Below are 17,106 nucleotides of genomic sequence, written 5' to 3'. Positions count from 1 at the left end.
CGGCCGGCCCCGTGGTCCGGCGAGGTGGGTCAGGCCGTGTAGTTCACGTGGACGTGGTCGAAGTGGTTGGCGGTCGCGCTGCCGCGGTCCTCCATCTGCGTCCAGGAGCCGGTCGGGGAGGTGAGGATCCGCTGCTCGTAGATGACGTAGTCCACGCCGAGCTCCTCCCAGTGGTCGATGTGGTACTGGACGATCGCGTCGCCGAGGGCGGTGTCGGACAGGACCATGTAGTCCAGCGCCAGGCCCGACGGGTGGCCGTTCGGGTCGACGGCGCTGGCGCGGGTGCCGCCGAGGGTGATGTCGGCGGCACCGGCGACGTTGGCCACGACCGCGTCGGCGGCGGCCTGCACCTGCGGCTTGACGTCGCCGGCGCTGTTGGTGATGTGCGCGGCGCCGACGGCCGTCTGGGCGAGGGAGGTCGTCGTGCCCGACGGCGCCGACGTGCCGGCGGTGGCCGTCGTCGCGGCGGGGGCCGCCGGGGCCGGGGCGGCCTGCTCGGCGCCCGTCAGCGTCAGCACCTCCCCGGGGGTGATGCGGTTCGGGTTGCTGCCGATGACGTCGGCGTTGCGCTGGTAGACCTCGCGCCAGGACTGGCCGTGGGCAGCGGCGATCTCCCGCAGCGTGTCGCCGCGCTCGACGGTGTAGTCGCCCCAGGCGGCGTGGCGGCCGGAGGTCCCGGCGTCGTGGTCCCCGCGGTCGCCGTCGTCCTGGGTCGTCGCCGGGGCGCCGGCCGGCTGCTCCGCGGCGGGCGCGGCGGCGGTGGTCGCGGCGGCGGTGGACGCGGTGGTGGTCGACGCGGTGGTGGACGCGGCGCCCGACCCGGCGGCGGCCGGCGTGGTGCCCTCGGTCAGGTACTTGCCGCAGGTCGGCCAGGCGCCGATGCCCTGCCCGGCGAGGACCTCCTCGGCGATCTGGACCTGCTGGCCCGGCGTCGCCAGGTCGGCGCGGGGTGCCAGGTCGGTGCCCCCGTAGCCGGCCCAGGTCGGCTGGCTGAACTGCAGGCCGCCGTAGTAGCCGTTGCCGGTGTTGATGCTCCAGTTGCCGCCGGACTCGCACTGGGCGACGCCGGTCCAGTCGTGGGTGGTGGTGGTGGCTGCTGCGGCTGCCGGGGAGCTGAGGACGCCGAGCCCGACGGCGGTGGCGCCGGCGGCGACGGGGGCCTTGGCGAGGACCTTCTTGGTGCGGACGTAGCGGGGCGCGCGGTGCTTGGGCATGGTGATCTCCGATCACCGCCGGCGAGGTGAGCTGTCGGGTTCGGGCGATCGGTGTGCCCGGCCGCGGGACGCGGCTTCACCCCGAGGCGCACAGCGGCAGGGCCGTGGCGCCGTGGACGTGGGTCCCCCACCCCTGCCCTGGGGAGTCGTGGAGGGCGACCGGTGGGCAGGGTTTGGCGGACCGGCGCCGCGCTCCTGTTTAGCTGAGCGCAGCCAAAACGTTACGTTCAGTCATGTGAGTTGTCGCCGTGACGTGGGTCACACTTCGGCATGACACGCTCACGGAGGGCAACAACGGGGGTCGACCGCGCGGTGGGCCGGTGGAGGTCGTGTGCCGCCCAGGGCGGCAGAGGGGCCCGGACGCGCGGGATCCGCCGAGGTCCGGACGCGCAACGGTTCGTCCCGCCCGTCCCACGAACGCCAGGGCACCCCACGGACGGTCAGGACGTGCGGGCGCGGTGCCGACACCCAGTGCACGACCCGAGGCCTGCGGGCCCGTCCGAGGAGTGCCCATGCCGTCGTCCCCCGACCCGAGCCGCCGCCTCACCGAGCTGCGTGCCGGCATGTCCGTCCTGACGAGCGCGGCCGCCGACCTGGGGGTCGGCAGTCAGAGCGAGGTGCGCGTGCTGTCCGACGGACGGCTCTGGCTGGCCGAGCAGCAGATCGCGGTCAGCGCCGCGGACGTCTACCAGGCCGCGCGCGGGCTGGTGGCCGCCCAGCTCGACGCCATCGCCGCGGTCACCGACCGGCCGGTCGAGGACCACGCGCTGGCCTGGCTGGTGACGCTGCAGACCAACGAGGTCATGGTCGGCATCGAGGACGAGGTCGCCGCCCTGGATGCCGCCCTGGCGGACACCGCCCTGGCGGACACCGCCCTGGAGGACACCGCGGCGCTGGAGGACGACGCCGCCTAGGCCCCCGCGTCCGCGCGGGTCACGGCACGCGGACGCCGACCACCCCGCCCACCGTCCGGGCCAGCGCCTCCAGGGCGCGCTGCTCGGACCCGGCGGGCCCCTGCGGCTCCCCGCGGGTGCGCCGGACGGTGGCCACGCCCTCGGCGACCGAGACGTCCCACGCGTCCAGCTCCCCGGTGTAGCCCTCGACCAGCCGCAGCAGGTCGCGGCGGATCTCGTCGTCCGGCCGGACCAGGGCGCGCAGCAGGTCGCGGCGGCTGACGATCCCGACCAGCCGGTCGCCGTCGAGGACCGGCGCGCCGCGCAGCCGGTGGTCGACGACCAGCCGGGCGACGTCGGCGAGGTCCGAGCCGGACTCGACGGTCCGCACCGCCTCGGTCATCACCTCCCGCACCAGCACCGGCGGGGGCGGCGCGCCGGCGTCCTCGGCGCGGCGCAGGTGCAGCCGGGGGTCCTGCGGCAGCCGGTCGCGCAGCACGTCGACCTCGGCGACGATGCCGACCAGCCGGTCGCCGCCGTCGACCACGGGGACGGCGGCGAAACCCCGCTCCGCCCTCACCGCGCCCACGTCCTTGGCGGAGGTGTCCGGTCCCACCGTGACGACCTGGCATGTCATGACGTCCCTGACCTGCACCGTGTCCTCCTCGGCCGCGGTCCCGTCCGGACCCCTCGGCTCCCGAGCATCCCCAGGCGGTCCGGGCACGCCGGCCGGCTCCCCGCGGGACCCGGGCAGGTCGTGGGAGGTCCCTGCACACCAAGCCCTGCTGAGGTCCGCGAGCGTCGCGGCGGCGCCCCGCCCTCGGCTGCCCGTCCTCGACCCCGTGCGAGGAGCCCCGCACCGCCGCGGTGAGCGCCGCAGGACCACTCGACCAGACGGGCCGGGACGACAGGTCAGGCCCGATCGGGGACGTGCCGGTACCGGGTCGACCTGCCATGTGTACCTGACGGGACGTCGATGACGGGCGGGCTGCTCGTGTCAGCGACGGCGGGGGAAGAGCAGGCTGAGTCCGGGCGGGGGGCGGAACGGTGTCCACGTACCCTCGGCCATCCCCAGCCGGTCGGCCAGCAGCCAGAGCACCGCCGGGTTGCAGGCCAGGCCGAGGTGGCTGCCGCGCACCTCCACGTTCTCCCGCCGGGGGCGGAGTTCGTAGCGACACGACGACCAGTGCACGATGCCGTCGGCCCGCGTGTAGACCGACGTCGCGGGCACACGCAGGGAGCCGCGTTCGGCCCAGGGCCGGGGCAGGGCGGCCGCCCCGCGCAGGAGGCGGGTGCCGCCGTCGACGATCCCCGAGGCGGTGCGCACCCAGGGCGCAGATCTCAGCACCGGCGTGCCGAGGGTGACCAGTCCGCGGACGCTGCCCGGCGCGGCTCTCGCCAGTTCCTGAGCGTAGAGGCCGCCGAGACTCCAGCCGACCAGGCTGACCCGCCGTCCCGAGGTCCGGTGCAACCGCTGGAGCCGGGCGCGCAGCGAGTCGACGACGTGGCCCGTCGGGCCGCGGTTGGTGCCCAGGTTCCAGCCGGACACCTCGTGGCCGAGGGCGCGCAGCGCGGTCCGGAGCACCACGGTGGCGGGGTCGCCGGTCATCAGCCCCGGCAGCACCAGCACCGGGTGCCCGTCACCGCGGCGGGCTGCTGCGAGCACCGGCCAGGCAGCCGCCAGGACGGCGAGGTCCAGACCCGCCCGCGGCGGCTCGGTGAGCAGCGCAGCCGGTGAGGGGGAGCGTGAGGCGGCAGGCACCTCGACAGCATCCCTGGCGCGGGAGTCCCGACCCGCAGGGGCGTCCCCACCGGCCCGTCCCCGGCGTGGAAGGGCGCGACGACCGGACTCGAGCCCTGCCAGGATCGTCGGGTGCAACTCGAGCAGACCTTCGTCTGGCGAGGACGTCAGGTGCGATGGGACGCCTGGGGCGAAGGTCCACCGGTGGTGTTCTGCCACGGCACCCCGTGGTCCTCGGCTCTCTGGCGTCCGTTCGCTGATGCGCTGAGCTCGGAGTTCCGGGTCCACCTCTGGGACATGCCCGGCTACGGCCAGTCCTCGATGCAGGCTGAGCACCGCGTCTCGCTCGATGTGCAAGGCGAGCTGCTCTGCGACCTCATCGGCCACTGGGGACTGGACCGGCCACACCTCATCGCCCACGACTACGGCGGGGCCGTCGCACTGCGCGCACACCTGCTGCACGGCGCGCTCTACAGCTCCCTGGCCCTGGTCGACGTCGTGGCGCTTGCGCCCTGGGGCTCGGAGTTCTTCCGCCTGGTACGCGACAACGCTGATGTCTTCGCGGCTCTGCCGGCCGCTGTGCACGAGGGCGTGGTGCGCGCGTACGTCGAGGGAGCCAGCCATCGCGGCCTCGACGAGCGCCAGACGCGCACGCTGGTCGGGCCGTGGCTCGGATCGCCGGGCCAGGCGGCGTTCTATCGGCAGATCGCCCAGGCCGACCAGACCCACACCGACGAGGTGGAGCCCCTGTACGGCTCACTGGCGCTGCCGGTACTCGTCGCCTGGGGCGTCGAGGACACCTGGATCCCGGTCGACCGGGCTCATGCCCTGGCCGAGGCGATAGCCGGGGCGCGCCTGCAGCTCGTCCGGGATGCAGGGCATCTGATCCAGCTGGACGCTCCTGAGCGTCTCGCCACCGTCCTGCACGGTTGGCTCGTCGAGCAGCGGCAACGCCGGGCCTGAGTGAAGCCACGGCATCCCGCGACCGGATCCGCTTCCGGTCCTGCAGCTCAGTGCGATGACAGCTCAGTGCGATGACATGGTGGAGCGAGAGCCTGAGTGAGCGGCGGAGGAACTTGCTACCCCGGGCCTTCATCCGCTCCTGGCCAGTCGGTGGAGTCCTACGACCTTCGCCGCGTCGTACGAGTTGAGCGTGGCGGAGGTCGATCTCCTGCCCGAGGCGGCCCGCTGGGCGGACTGGGACTACTCCGAGCTCGCGCTCGACGACCTGGGCCAGGCCGTCGCTCACCGTTGAAGGTTCACCCCCATCGCCCGAGGCCCAGGGTGAGCGACGACCCCTCGACGACCTCCTCTGGGCAACCAGGGGTTCCCGTGCGGGACGCCGCCGTCGGCGCGATTGCACGCGCGGACGTCGACGCAGCGGGCCGGCAGCCTGGCCCGGGGACCCTGCGGCGTCGATGTCCGCGACACGATCGGAGCTCATCGCGCCGACCTCAGGAGCGACGCGAGGTCGCCGATCGGCCCGAGGTGCGCCAGCTTGTCGGGGTTGACGATCCCGCTGATGCTCGTGATCCGGCCGTCGGCGATGTCGATCGCGCACGCGCCGATCAGCCGCTGCTGTGCGTCGAGGAGGAGCGCTCCCGGGCTGCCGTTGAGTTCGACAGGGAGCAAGGACACGCCCGGGAGGCGCGCGACCCGTCGGACCCAGTTGATGACCGTGCGTGCGACACGGTTGCGTCCGCGCAGCGCTCGCGCGAGCGCCGGGACCTTGCCGCCGCCGTCGCCGGTCAGTGTGACGTCGTGCGCGAGCAGCGCCTCGAGCCCGGCGAGATCGCCGTGTTCGGCGGCCGCGAAGAACCGGGCTGCCAGCTCGTCGCGCTGCTCGCGCGTCGTCTGGAAGCGCGGCCGGCGCTGCTGGACGTGGCGTCTGGCGCGGGTGGCGAGTTGACGCACGTTGTCCTCGCTCTTGCCGATGATCCGCGCGATCTCGGGATACCCGTAGTCGAACACGTCGTGGAGCAGCAGCACGGCGCGCTGCTCGGGCGAGAGGCTCTCCAGCAGCACCAGCATCGCCAGCGACAGCGAGTCGGCGGTCTCGGCGTGCCGGGCCGGATCATCGTGGCCGTCGGTGACGATCGGCTCTGGCAGCCACTGGCCGACGTAGCGCTCGCGGCGGGCGCGCGCGGAGCGCAGCTCGTTGATCGCCAGCCGGGTGGTCACGGTGGCCACCAACGCGCGTGGCGATGCGATCCGCTCGCCCGCTTCGAGTGCCTGGTGCACCCGCAGCAGCGCTTCTTGCACCACGTCCTCGGCCTCGGACACGCTGCCGAGCATTCGGTACGCGAGCGCGAACGCGCCCGGCCGCAGCTCGTCGAGCAGCCGCTCGCGGGCGGTCATGCCGCGGCAAGCCCGTGCCGCCAGCTCGGGTGCGCCGGGCGCCACCCCAGCTCGCGCTTGGCCTTGGCGTTGGAGGCGCCGCGGAGCTCGGTCATCATCACCACGCCGGCCTCACCAGCGAACAGCCGCCCGATGAACCGCGGCACGCGCATCGGCTTCCTGGCACCGAGCTCCTGCGCCAGCGCCGGCAGCCACTCGGCGACCGGGGCGGGGTCATCGTCGACGACGTTGTAGACACCGCGGCGGCCGTGCTCGACCGCCGCCACCGTCGCCTCCGCCGCGTCGGCCACGTGGATGAACGACCACACGCCGCCGCCGTCGCCGACCAGGGGGAACCTGCGCTTGCGGATCAGCTCCGGCTGCTGGCCGCCCGGTGCCATCGACGTGCCCGGCCCGTAGAAGGCGCCGTAGCGCAGCACGATCCCCTCCGTCCACCGTGCGCCGAGGACCGCCTGCTCGAGATGACGGATCGCAGCCAGGGTCTCGCGCATCTCCCGCGCGGGCGCGGAGTCCAGCGGATCCTCCTCGGTCTTGATCGGCGCACCGGTGCGCGCGTACGCGCCGTAGCCCGCGATCCCCTGCGCCACGAACCGCTGCACGCCCACCGCCTGCCCGGCGGAGAGCAGATGGTCCGTGCCCTCGACCCGCAGGCGGTTGGTCCGCGCGAAGTCGCGATCGAAGTGACGCATGTCCAACGCGCCGATCGCGGTCAGCTGGTGCACGATCACGTCCGGCCGCGCCCTGCCCACGGCCTCCGCGACCTGATCGGGGTCGAGCGCGTCCGCGACCACCGGCAGAGCACCCAACGCGCGGAGCATCGCCTGCTTGGACTCGTGGCGTGTCATGCCATGAACCTCATGACCCGCCTCGACCAGACGTGGCACCAGCTGCCTTCCGATCGCTCCCGTCGCCCCTGCGACGAACACCCTCATGATCAGCTCCTTGGTCGAGGATCACCGACACCTGATGAGACAAGACGGGGCCCCCTGCTGTGACACCTTGGAGCAGCCGGGCACCCGCCGGCTTCGGCGCCTGGTGCACCGTGTTGTCCGGACAGGCGACGCCGTCCGCTGCGGCAGCCGCGAGCCGCCCTCACCGACCGGCGCCCGTCCGGGGATGGGCCTACGGCACACCATCCCCGGGGTCGTCAACCGATCTCGGCCGGCGCTGCTGCCGGTGGCGAAACAGACCCTCGCGCGGAGATCTGCTGCACGGCCCAGCCGTTGCCGTCCGGGTCGCGGAAGAACACGAACCCGACGTTGTCGAGTGCCGTCCCGCCCTGACGCAGCGCATCCGCGTCGCCGCCCAACACCTGGATCTCGCTGACCTCGACTCCGCGCTCGACGAGCTGCGCGTGTGCCTCAGCGATGTCCGGGACGACGAGCTGGAGGCCCTGGAGGGAGCCAGGAGGCATGTGCGGAACGACGCCCTCGCCGATCACGATCGAGCAGCCGGAGCCCGGCGGCGTCAGCTGGACGAGCCGGTTGCCCGGGCCTGGAGGGCTGATGTCGTGGTCGATGGTGAAGCCCAGCTTGCCGGCGTAGAAGGCCTTGGCTCGGTCGACGTCGGCCACCGGCACGACCACGACCTCCAACGTCCAGTTCATGTGCACTCCTCGATCCGCTCCTCCGGAGTCATGCCGGCACAGACCTGTCGCCGTACGACAACTCATCGGTGCGCTCGTCATGCACCTCGGTGCTGTCCGCACGACGAACCCGCTACGGCGACGTTCGGACGAGCCGGGCGTTGGTCACCGGGTCCCGTAGGGGATCCTCCGAGCGACATCGACGGCTGGCTGCTCCGGCCCCTTGAACGTCGCCGAAGCGGCTTCGTTCTTCGGGTCGACCCGCTGCGCAGCGGCTCGTCGACGGCCGTCTGCGACGGGAAGGCGGTCAATCGCTGCAGTCGTGGCGCAGCCCCGTCCTTGTCGGCAGGCCGTGGCATTGGTGATCAGATTGCAGCCCGGCTGTCGGCTGTGGCGTGTCGCCGAATACGGCGGAGCGTCACGGTTGACGGCTTCACCCTCGTCGTGGTGCAGGCTGCCGGGGCAGCCACCCGCGTCGGGAGAACGGAGATCGTCGTGACGGGACCTGTGCACCAGCGGTCGAAGGCGGCGCTGGACGCCGACATCCGCGCCCGGCGCCGCACAGCGCTGGTCGTCAACGTCCGGTCCCGCCGGGGACGCCGTTCCTTCGCGGCGGTGCACCAACGGCTGCAGGCCACCATGGAGCTGGTCGACGTGCGCCCGGTCGCCGACCCGCGGGGCCTGCCCGAGGCGCTCGCCGCCGCGGCCGACAGCGGCGCTGACCTCGTGGTGGTGGGCGGTGGCGACGGCACGCTGAGCGAGGCCGCGCACCAGCTCGCCCACCGCGACGTCTGCCTCGGCGTCCTTCCGCTCGGCACGACCAACAACTTCGCCCGCGGCCTGGGCCTGCCGCTGCGCCTGCCGGCCGCCCTGCGTGTGCTCACCGACGGCAAGGTCGCCGACGTCGACCTCGGCCACGTGGCCGGGCGACACTTCGCCAACCTGACCAGCCTGGGGCTCTCGGTGCAGGTCGCCGAGCACGTTCCGCACCGGCTGAAGCGGGTGCTGGGCCGCGCTGCCTATCCGCTGACCGCGCTCGCGCTGTTGCCCGGCCACCAGCCTTTCACCGCGCGGCTGCGCATCGACGGCGAGGTGCACGAACTGGCGACCCACCAGCTCAACATCGCCAACGGCAGTCACCACGCCGGCCGGGCGATCGCCTCCGACACCGGCCTGGATGACCGCGAGCTGGTGGTGTACCGGCTCGGCGACGCCAACCGGCTCCGGCTGAGCCTGGCGACCGTTCGCCAGACGGTCATCGGGCCGCGCCGGCCGCTGGACCGCACCCGGTTCCTCACGACCGGCGAGGTGTGGTTGGAGACCGACCCGCCCCTCGCGCTCGACGTCGACGGCGAGATCCGCGGACGCACGCCCGTGCGGATCGCGCTCGAGGCCAACGCGCTGCGGGTGATGGTCGGCACGGACTTCCCGGACCGCTGATCTCCACTCTCCTCGCGGTCATGGGCCTCTCCTGAGACGAGGAGCGCCAGCTCCCTCCGCGACGGGGCAGGGTGACTCGTGCCTCCAGCCTCCTGAGTTCGCCGCCGTGGGCAGCTTCGAGCGCCACGGCCTGACGCGGGGCGTCGCACAACGGCGCCAGGACGCGTCTTCCGCGTCACTCCCGCCGTCCGCGACCGCGCCGCTGAGATTGCCGCACGCGAGGGCACGACCATCCCCCCTCGCCCGTGAAGCACTCGAGGCGCGGCTCGCAACGGAGCTACAGCCGCCTGACGCAGATCGCCAAGCGGTCCACTGCCCGGGCTGTAGACCGGAGACGCTCGTGGCGTTCCGCAGCATCCAGGACCGGTGGTTGGTCACCGAGTTGGCGACCAGTCAGGGAGTGCCGAGCGCCCGGCACGGGGAGGGGATGGGCTACCGCGCGCGCTGCAGGGACGCCGCCGGCAAGGAGATCACCCGCGCGTTCGCCGATGAGGGTAAGGGCCAAGGCGCAACGGTGGCTGGACGAGGTCACGACCAGTCAGGTGACCGGGACCTACGTCGATCCGGACACCGCCGGACGACGGTCACCGAGGGGTGCGGGACCTGGTTGGCGGGCTGTGCCACCCGGCGCCCGAGCACCGTGCGACGGGCGCAGGTCCACCTCGCCCAGGTCGAGGCCGCGTTCGGCCCGATGCCGCTCTCGGCCGTGCGGCCGTGCGGCCGTCGACGATCCGCTCGTGGACGGTGGAGCTCGAGGCCGACGGCCTCGCCGACAGCTACGTCCACGCCCTGCACTCCCGGCCCTCGCAGGTCATGAGCGACGCCGTGCACGACGGGTCGTTGGCCCGCAACCCGTGCTCGCGCCGCACCTCACCAGGAGCCGGTGGCCAGCGCCCGTACGTCGCCACGACCGAGCAGGTCTGGGCGCTGCACGACACGGTCGCCGAGCACCTGCGCCCGGCGATCCTGCTCGGTGCGTTCGTCGGGCTGCGGACCGCCGAGGTGGTGGCGCTGCAGGTCGGGGACGTCGACTTCGTGCGCGGCGTCGTCCGGCCGGTGCAGCAGGGCAACGGGAAGCCGCTGAAGAGCGAGACGTCCTGTACGGCGCTGCCCATCCTTCAGGAGCTGGCCGCGGTGTCGTCGGCTGCGGTGGCCCGGTGGGGCGGCGACCACGTCGTCACTGACGGCACGGGCCGGCAGACCTCGACGTGGGCCGTCGAGCGGTCGATCCGCTCGGCTCGGCCGGAGGTCGCCGGGTTGCCCGCTGCGTTCCGCTCCCACGACCTGAGGCACTACCCGGCCGGCCCGCTCATCGGCAGCGGCCTCGACGTCGAGGTCGTGCAGCGCCGCCTCCGGCACGGCTCGGCCACGACGATGCTCGACACCTACGGGCACCTGTGGCCCGACAGCAACGGGTCCCCACGAGCTGCCGCGGGTGCAGTGCGAGCAGCTCGTGGGGACCCGTCGTGGACCGAGCGGGCTGACCTGCAGTCACAACCGCAGGTCAGCCCGCAAGCTGACATCAGATGTCGTAGTACATGGCGAACTCGTGCGGGTGCGGGCGAAGGCGGATCGGGTCGATCTCGAACTCCCGCTTGTACTCGATCCACGTCTCGATCAGGTCGGGGGTGAACACCCCGCCGTCGATCAGGTACTCGTGGTCGACCTCGAGCCGGTCGAGGACGGCGTCCAGCGAGGCCGGGACCTTCTCGATGCCCAGGGCCTCCTCCGGCGGCAGCTCGTAGAGGTCCTTGTCCACCGGCGCCGGCGGCTCGATCTTGTTCTTGATGCCGTCGAGGCCGGCCATGAGCATCGCCGAGAAGGCGAGGTAGGGGTTGGCCGACGGGTCGGGCACGCGGAACTCGATGCGCTTGGCCTTGGGGCTGTCACCGGAGATCGGGATGCGGCAGCAGGCCGAGCGGTTGCGGGCCGAGTAGACGAGGTTGATCGGGGCCTCGTAGCCGGGCACCAGGCGGTGGAAGCTGTTGACCGTCGGGTTGGTGAAGGCCAGCAGCGACGGGGCGTGGGCCAGCAGGCCGCCGATGTAGTGGCGGGCGGTGTCGGACAGGCCCGCGTAGCCGGTCTCGGCGTGGAACAGCGGCTCGCCGTCGCGCCAGAGGCTCTGGTGGCAGTGCATGCCCGAGCCGTTGTCGCCGAACAGCGGCTTGGGCATGAAGGTCGCCGTCTTGCCGTGCGCCCAGGCGGTGTTCTTGATGACGTACTTGAACAGCATCAGGCTGTCGGCCGACCGCAGCAGCGTGTCGAACTTGTAGTTGATCTCGGCCTGGCCGCCGGTGCCCACCTCGTGGTGGCCGCGCTCCAGCTGGAGCCCGACCCCGATGAGGTTCTTCATCATGTCGGCGCGCAGGTCGCTCTGCTGGTCGTAGGGCTCGACCGGGAAGTAGCCGCCCTTCATCCGGGCCTTGTAGCCGCGGTTGGGGCCGAGCCCGTTCTCGCCGGTGGGGGAGCCGGAGTTCCAGGAGCCCTCGACCGAGTCGATGTGGTAGTAGCCCTCGTTGATGCTGGTGTCGTACCGGATGGAGTCGAAGACGTAGAACTCCGCCTCGGGGCCGAAGTAGGCGGTGTCGGCGATGCCGCTGCTGGCCAGGTAGGCCTCGGCCTTCTTCGCCACGTTCCGCGGGTCGCGGCTGTAGGCCTCCCGCGTGATCGGGTCGTGGATGAAGAAGTTCACGTTGAGCGTCTTGTGCTTGCGGAACGGGTCCACGAAGGCGCTGTTCGCGTCGGGCAGCAGCAGCATGTCCGACTCGTTGATGGCCTGGAAGCCGCGGATCGACGAGCCGTCGAAGCCCAGGCCGTCGGAGAACGTGTCCTCGCCGAACGTCGACGCGGGGATCGTGAAGTGCTGCATGACGCCGGGCAGGTCGCAGAAGCGCACGTCGACGAACTCGACGTCGTTGTCGCGGATGTAGGCGGCGACCTCGTCGGGACTGGTGAACATCGATCCTCCGGGAGTGGGCGGACAGCCACCGGCCAAGCTACGAGCGAGGAGTTGCCCTGCCGTGTCCCGTCTGTTTCGGGGCGGTAACAACGCCGTCCGGCGTGTCGGCGCCGGTCGGCGTCTCCTCGGCCCGGCGGTTCGGCTGCCGGTGGGTCCTACGCTGGTGCACGTGGTCGGGGACGCGCAGCAACCCTCTCAGGAGCGCCGACGGGGCGCCTCCCTGGGTCTGCCGTCCGACGGGCCCGGCTCGCTGGCGCCCTTCGGCACCCGGGTCCTGGCCTTCGTCGTCGACGCGTTCCTCTCGGCGGTCGTCGCCGGGCTGTTCACCGCACCGAGCCTGCCGGGCAACTGGAGCCTGCTGTCCTTCGCCGCGGTGTACGTCCTCTTCCTGGTCGCCGCCGGGCAGACGCCGGGCATGCGCCTGCTCGGCCTGCGGCTGGCCCACCCGCGCCCGGCCCAGCGGCTGGCGCTGTGGCGTGCCGTCGTCCGCACCGGGCTGCTCATGCTGCTGGTGCCGGCGCTGGTGGTCGACGCCGACGGCCGCGGCCTGCACGACCGGGTCACCGACACCGCCGTCGTCCGCGACAGGTGATCGTCCGCCGCGAGCACCCGGGCGACCACGCGGCCGTGCGGGAGCTGCACGAGGCGGCGTTCCCCACGGACGTCGAGGCCCGGCTGCTCGACGAGCTGCGCGAGGACGCCGGCTTCCTGCCGCACCTGTCCCTCGTGGCCGCGGACGAGGAGGTCGTCGTCGGGCACGTGATCGCGACCCGCGGGTGGATCGAGCCACTGGGCGCCGCGGCGTTGGGGCTCGGCCCGCTCGGCGTCCGGCCGGGGTCCCAGGGCCGGGGTGTGGGCACCGTGCTCGTGCACGCGCTGCTCGCGGTGGCCGAGGCGGCCGGCGAGTGCCTCGTCGCACTGCTCGGAGCGCCCGGCTACTACGGGCGGTTCGGCTTCGTGCGGTCCACCGACCTCGGCGTCGCCCCGCCCGACCCGGCGTGGGGCGCGCACTTCCAGGCCCGCCGGCTGGCCGGCCGCGAGCAGCGCGGCACCTTCCGCTACGCCGAACCCTTCACCCGCCTCTGACGGCCGCGCTGCAGGGGCCCGCCGCGAGCGTGCGAGCGGTGGGGGGCAAGGTGGTCCTTCCTCAGGGGCCGATCTGCAGGCCGGACCGGATCGCGAACACCACCAGCTGCGCGCGGTCCCGGGCGTGCAGCTTGAGCATCGCCCGGCTGACGTGGGTGCGCACCGTCGCCGGGCTCACCACCAGCTCCTCGGCGATCTCGTCGTTGGACCGGCCGGTGGCCACCCAGGCGACGATCTCCCGCTCCCGCTCGGTCAGCTCGGCGATCCCCGGGTGCGGCGCCGAGCGGGCCGCCGGCGCCGCGGCGAACTGCTCGATCACCCGGCGGGTGACCGCGGGCGACAGCAGCGAGCCGCCGTCGGCAACCACCCGCACCGCGCGCAGCAGCTCGTCGGGGTCGCCGTCCTTGAGGACGAAGCCGCTCGCGCCGGCGGCCAGCGCCTCGAACACGTACTCGTCCAGGCCGAACGTGGTGAGGACGACGACGCGGACGGCGGCCAGCGCCGGGTCGGCGGTGATCCGGCGCAGCGCGGTCAGCCCGTCGACACCGGGCATCCGGACGTCCATCAGGACCACGTCGGGCACCGTGGCCCGCGCCAGGTCGAGCCCGGCCGCGCCGTCGGCGGCCTCACCGACGACCTCGGTGTCCGGCTCGCTGTCGAGCAGCACCCGCAGGCCCATGCGCACCAGCGCCTGGTCGTCGACCACGGCCACCCGGATCACGGCCGGACCTCCGGGACGGCGACCGCCGTCCGGGGAGCCGCGGCGGCCAGCGGCAGCTCGGCCCGGACGGCGAACCCGCCCCCGGGCACCGGGCCCGCCGTCAGCGAGCCGCCCACCGACGCCGCGCGCCGGCGCATCCCCTCGATCCCGCTGCCCGTCGCCGGCACCGGGACGGCGACGCCGGTGCCGCGATCGCCCACCTCGACGGTCAGCGCCGCCCCACTGCAGGCGACCCGGACGTGCGCCGGCGCGCCGCCCGCGTGCCGCAGCACGTTGGTCAGCGACTCCTGCACGACCCGGTAGGTGACCGCGCCGACCTCCTCCGGGACCCCCTCGCAGGGCCCGACGTCGGCGGTGAGCACCAGGCCGCCGGCGCGCATCCGGTCGAGCAGGTGCGGCAGGTCGGCCAGCCCCGGCACCGGCCGGCGGCTGCCGGCATCCTCCGAGCGCCACCGGTCGAGGTCGGCCCGCAGCCCGTCGAGCGCCTCGCGGCTGGTCGCCTGGATGCTGGTGAGCAGCTCCCGGGCCCGCTCCGGGTCGCGGTCGAGGACGTGCTTGGCCACCCCGGCGTGCAGGGCGACGACCGCCAGCGCGTGGCCGACGCCGTCGTGTACGTCCTGCGCCATGTGCAGGCGCTCCTCGGAGACGGCGCGCCGGGCCTGCTCGGCGCGCACCCCCTCCTCCGAGCGACGGCGCACCTGCAGCGCGGCGCCGACGGCGGCCACCCCGCCGACCACGGCGGCCCACCCGGTGCTCCAGGCGAGGTGGGCCAGCCAGCCGCCCCGGCCCCCGTAGAACGCCGGGGCCGCCGCCACGGCGGGGACGAGGGCCAGCCCGCTGACCCAGGCCAGCGCCTCCCGCCAGGACAGCCGGGTCGCCACCGCCCAGGCCGCCACGGGCCCGGTCAGCAGGACCGGCCCGAACGCGAAGCCCCGGGCGAGGTAGGCCGAGACGGCCAGCCCGCAGACCACGAGACCCAGCCGCGGCGCGCGCCGGCGCAGCAGCAGCGCCAGCGCCGCCACGGCCACGTAGACGTGGGCCTCCGCGTCCGGCACCCGCAGCCACGGCTGGTCCTCCGCGGCCTCCCCGGACGCGGCCAGCCCGAGCACCAGCAGCGGCAGGGCGGGCACGAGGTCGTGCCACCCCGGGCGGAGTGCGGGCGCGGTGGGCACGCGGCGACGATAGGTCGGCGTCGGCCGGCGCGTCGTCCCCCGCGGCACGGCGCCCGCGTACGCAGATCTGCGTACGCGGGAGAGCCGCTCCCTGGCCGACGCGCGCGAGCCGGCCGGTCGCCACGCTGGCGGGCATGGACGACACCGTGGTGGTCACCGACCGCCTGACCAAGCGCTACGGGGCGCGGACCGCCGTCGACTCCGTGAGCCTGACCGTGCGGCGGGGCGAGGTGTACGGCTTCCTCGGCCCCAACGGCGCGGGCAAGACGACGACGCTGCGCATGCTGCTCGGCCTGGTGCGGCCCAGCGGTGGACGGGCCACCGTCCTGGGCGCGGCGCCGGGCAGCCGCGCCGCCGCGTCCGGGACCGGCGCCCTCGTCGAGGGCCCGGGCTTCTACCCCTACCTCTCCGGCCGGGACAACCTGCGCGTGGTGGCCCGCTACCGGCGGCTCGGCGAGAGTGCCGTCGACGCGGCGCTGGAGCGGGTCGACCTCGCCCGCCGCGGCCGGGACCGCTTCCGCTCCTACTCGCTGGGCATGAAGCAGCGCCTCGGTGTCGCCGCGGCCCTGCTGGGCGAGCCGGAGCTGCTCGTCCTCGACGAGCCCACCAACGGTCTGGACCCGGCGGGCATGGCCGACATGCGCGCCCTGGTCGTCGACGTCGCCCGCGGCGGGCAGACCGTGGTGCTCTCCAGCCACCTGCTGACCGAGGTGCAGGAGATCTGCGACCGGGTCGGGGTCCTCGCCGACGGCCGGCTGCTGGCCGAGAGCACCGTGACCGAGCTGCGCGGGGGTGCCGCCGTCGTCCTGCGGGCCGACCCGCTGGACCGGGCCCTGGCCGTCGCGCTGCGCATGGCCGGCGACGACGCGGTCACCGTGGTCGACGACGGCCGCGCGCTGCGGCTGGACGGCGCGACGCCGGTGCCGGCACTGGTGCGGGCGCTGGTCGCCGAGGACGTCGACGTGCGGGAGGTCCGCAGCGTCGAGCGGTCCCTGGAGGAGGTCTTCCTGGAGCTGACCGGCAGCTCCGGCGTCCCCGCGACGGACCTGGAGGGAGTGCGATGAGCGGGCTGGGAGCGAGCACGCGCGCCGAGCTGCTGCGGCTGCGGCGGTGGCCGGCGATGTGGGTGCTGCTGGGGGTGTGGGTGGCCCTCAACGTGACGTTCGGCTACGTCTTCGACTGGATCGCCTACCGCAACGGCTCGGCCCCCGGGCCGGGTGCGCCCCCCGGCGCACCGGTGGGCGGTGCGCTGCTGCCCGGGCTGCTGCCGCCGGCCGCGCCGGTGACGCTGGTGCAGGGGATGCCGGTGTTCGGCGGCGCGCTGGTCCTGGTGCTGGGTGCGCTCGCGGTCGGCAGCGGCTACGGCTGGGGCACCTGGAAGACGGTGCTCACCCAGGGACCGGGCCGCGGTGCGGTGATCGGCGGCACCCTGACCGCGCTCGCCGTCGTCGTCACCGGGCTGGTGCTCGTGACCGCGGCGGTCGACCTGGGCGCGTCCGTCCTCGTCGCGACCGTGGAGGGGCAGCCGGTGGACCTGCCCTCGGTGGGGGACTGGGCGCAGGCCGTGGGCACCGGTCTGCTCGTGCTGGGCACGTGGGCCATGGCCGGGGTGCTCGTCGGCGCCCTCACCCGCAGCCCGGCGCTGGGCGTGGGGCTGGGCCTGGTCTGGGCGCTGGTGGTCGAGACCCTGCTGCGCGGCGTCGGCGGGGTGCTCGACGGGCTCACCGTGGTCACCGACCACCTGCCGGGCACGGCCGCGGGCTCGCTGGTGGGCGCGCTGAGCCGCGCCCAGGGCGGGGCCGCGCAGGGGACGCCGGGAGTGCTCGACGTGCTCAGCGGGCCGGCGTCCGTGGGCTGGCTGGCCGCCTACCTGGTCGGGTTCGCCGTCGTGACGCTGGCGGTGGTGACCCGCCGCGACGTCGCCTGACCCGGGCCCC

The 17,106-nt window shown here is 74.0% G+C and carries 17 protein-coding genes and 1 riboswitch; of the genes, 8 read left to right on the top strand and 9 right to left on the bottom strand.

What is annotated here, in order from left to right:
• Positions 1-29: 29 nt before the first annotated feature.
• Positions 30-1,214 carry a transglycosylase family protein gene (locus ACU616_RS26340; protein ID WP_446761349.1) on the bottom strand — a complete coding sequence of 395 codons (1,185 nt, stop codon included), beginning with the start codon at positions 1,212-1,214 and terminating at the stop codon, positions 30-32.
• Position 1,215: 1 nt separating this feature from the next.
• A riboswitch (cyclic di-AMP (ydaO/yuaA leader) is annotated at positions 1,216-1,373 on the bottom strand.
• A 353-nt stretch (positions 1,374-1,726) separates the two neighbouring features.
• On the opposite strand from ACU616_RS26340, the gene ACU616_RS26335 reads away from it, so the two are divergent.
• Positions 1,727-2,128 (top strand): hypothetical protein, encoded by a 402-nt coding sequence (locus ACU616_RS26335; protein WP_446761348.1) that lies wholly within the window; start codon positions 1,727-1,729, stop codon positions 2,126-2,128.
• Positions 2,129-2,147: 19 nt separating this feature from the next.
• On the opposite strand, the gene ACU616_RS26330 is transcribed toward ACU616_RS26335, so the two are convergent.
• Together ACU616_RS26330 and ACU616_RS26325 are read right to left on the bottom strand one after the other, a co-directional pair.
• On the bottom strand, positions 2,148-2,762 hold the full coding sequence (locus tag ACU616_RS26330; RefSeq protein WP_446761347.1) for a CBS domain-containing protein: 615 nt from the start codon (positions 2,760-2,762) through the stop codon (positions 2,148-2,150).
• A gap of 342 nt (positions 2,763-3,104) precedes the next feature.
• Complete coding sequence (locus tag ACU616_RS26325) at positions 3,105-3,869, bottom strand: esterase/lipase family protein (RefSeq protein ID WP_446761346.1); 765 nt, start codon at positions 3,867-3,869, stop codon at positions 3,105-3,107.
• A gap of 111 nt (positions 3,870-3,980) precedes the next feature.
• Between ACU616_RS26325 and ACU616_RS26320 the strand changes: the two genes are divergently transcribed.
• Positions 3,981-4,811 carry an alpha/beta fold hydrolase gene (locus tag ACU616_RS26320; RefSeq protein WP_446761345.1) on the top strand — a complete coding sequence of 277 codons (831 nt, stop codon included), beginning with the start codon at positions 3,981-3,983 and terminating at the stop codon, positions 4,809-4,811.
• A gap of 477 nt (positions 4,812-5,288) precedes the next feature.
• Here the strand turns inward: ACU616_RS26320 and ACU616_RS26315 are convergent, their stop codons facing one another.
• The 3 genes from ACU616_RS26315 to ACU616_RS26305 form a co-directional block, all read right to left on the bottom strand.
• On the bottom strand, positions 5,289-6,206 hold the full coding sequence (locus ACU616_RS26315; RefSeq protein WP_446761344.1) for an RNA polymerase sigma-70 factor: 918 nt from the start codon (positions 6,204-6,206) through the stop codon (positions 5,289-5,291).
• On the bottom strand, positions 6,203-7,138 hold the full coding sequence (locus ACU616_RS26310) for an NAD-dependent epimerase/dehydratase family protein (protein WP_446761343.1): 936 nt from the start codon (positions 7,136-7,138) through the stop codon (positions 6,203-6,205). Before ACU616_RS26310 ends, ACU616_RS26315 begins: the two co-directional genes overlap by 4 nt.
• Positions 7,139-7,353: 215 nt before the next feature.
• On the bottom strand, positions 7,354-7,812 hold the full coding sequence (locus ACU616_RS26305) for a VOC family protein (RefSeq protein WP_446761532.1): 459 nt from the start codon (positions 7,810-7,812) through the stop codon (positions 7,354-7,356).
• Between the two features lie 474 nt (positions 7,813-8,286).
• Between ACU616_RS26305 and ACU616_RS26300 the strand changes: the two genes are divergently transcribed.
• A complete protein-coding gene (locus ACU616_RS26300) occupies positions 8,287-9,231 on the top strand; it encodes a diacylglycerol/lipid kinase family protein (RefSeq protein ID WP_446761342.1) in 945 nt (314 codons plus the stop codon).
• A 714-nt stretch (positions 9,232-9,945) separates the two neighbouring features.
• On the top strand, positions 9,946-10,863 hold the full coding sequence (locus ACU616_RS26295) for a tyrosine-type recombinase/integrase (protein ID WP_446761341.1): 918 nt from the start codon (positions 9,946-9,948) through the stop codon (positions 10,861-10,863).
• Here ACU616_RS26295 and glnA read toward each other — a convergent pair.
• Positions 10,754-12,190: a type I glutamate--ammonia ligase gene (glnA, locus tag ACU616_RS26290; protein WP_446761340.1), complete on the bottom strand. Its 1,437-nt coding sequence runs from the start codon at positions 12,188-12,190 to the stop codon at positions 10,754-10,756. The genes ACU616_RS26295 and glnA overlap by 110 nt on opposite strands.
• 169 nt (positions 12,191-12,359) lie before the next feature.
• Here glnA and ACU616_RS26285 point away from each other — a divergent pair, with 169 nt between their 5' ends.
• Both ACU616_RS26285 and ACU616_RS26280 read left to right on the top strand, forming a co-directional pair.
• Positions 12,360-12,782 (top strand): RDD family protein, encoded by a 423-nt coding sequence (locus ACU616_RS26285; RefSeq protein WP_446761339.1) that lies wholly within the window; start codon positions 12,360-12,362, stop codon positions 12,780-12,782.
• The gene (locus tag ACU616_RS26280; protein WP_446761338.1) at positions 12,779-13,276 is read left to right on the top strand and encodes a GNAT family N-acetyltransferase; all 498 of its coding nucleotides are present in this window, start codon (positions 12,779-12,781) and stop codon (positions 13,274-13,276) included. The genes ACU616_RS26285 and ACU616_RS26280 overlap by 4 nt, the downstream gene beginning before the upstream one ends.
• 61 nt (positions 13,277-13,337) lie before the next feature.
• On the opposite strand, the gene ACU616_RS26275 is transcribed toward ACU616_RS26280, so the two are convergent.
• Together ACU616_RS26275 and ACU616_RS26270 are read right to left on the bottom strand one after the other, a co-directional pair.
• Complete coding sequence (locus tag ACU616_RS26275) at positions 13,338-13,997, bottom strand: response regulator transcription factor (protein WP_446761337.1); 660 nt, start codon at positions 13,995-13,997, stop codon at positions 13,338-13,340.
• Positions 13,994-15,169 (bottom strand): sensor histidine kinase, encoded by a 1,176-nt coding sequence (locus ACU616_RS26270; RefSeq protein ID WP_446761336.1) that lies wholly within the window; start codon positions 15,167-15,169, stop codon positions 13,994-13,996. The genes ACU616_RS26275 and ACU616_RS26270 overlap by 4 nt, the downstream gene beginning before the upstream one ends.
• A gap of 134 nt (positions 15,170-15,303) precedes the next feature.
• On the opposite strand from ACU616_RS26270, the gene ACU616_RS26265 reads away from it, so the two are divergent.
• Together ACU616_RS26265 and ACU616_RS26260 are read left to right on the top strand one after the other, a co-directional pair.
• A complete protein-coding gene (locus ACU616_RS26265; RefSeq protein WP_446761335.1) occupies positions 15,304-16,233 on the top strand; it encodes an ABC transporter ATP-binding protein in 930 nt (309 codons plus the stop codon).
• On the top strand, positions 16,230-17,096 hold the full coding sequence (locus tag ACU616_RS26260) for an ABC transporter permease (protein WP_446761334.1): 867 nt from the start codon (positions 16,230-16,232) through the stop codon (positions 17,094-17,096). The genes ACU616_RS26265 and ACU616_RS26260 overlap by 4 nt, the downstream gene beginning before the upstream one ends.
• The last annotated feature ends 10 nt before the right edge of the window (positions 17,097-17,106 follow it).

It is taken from the genome of Geodermatophilus sp. URMC 62 (genome assembly GCF_052931475.1).
The sequence above is the reverse complement of the archived record's forward strand: the minus strand, read 5'-3'. Positions and strand labels throughout refer to the sequence as shown.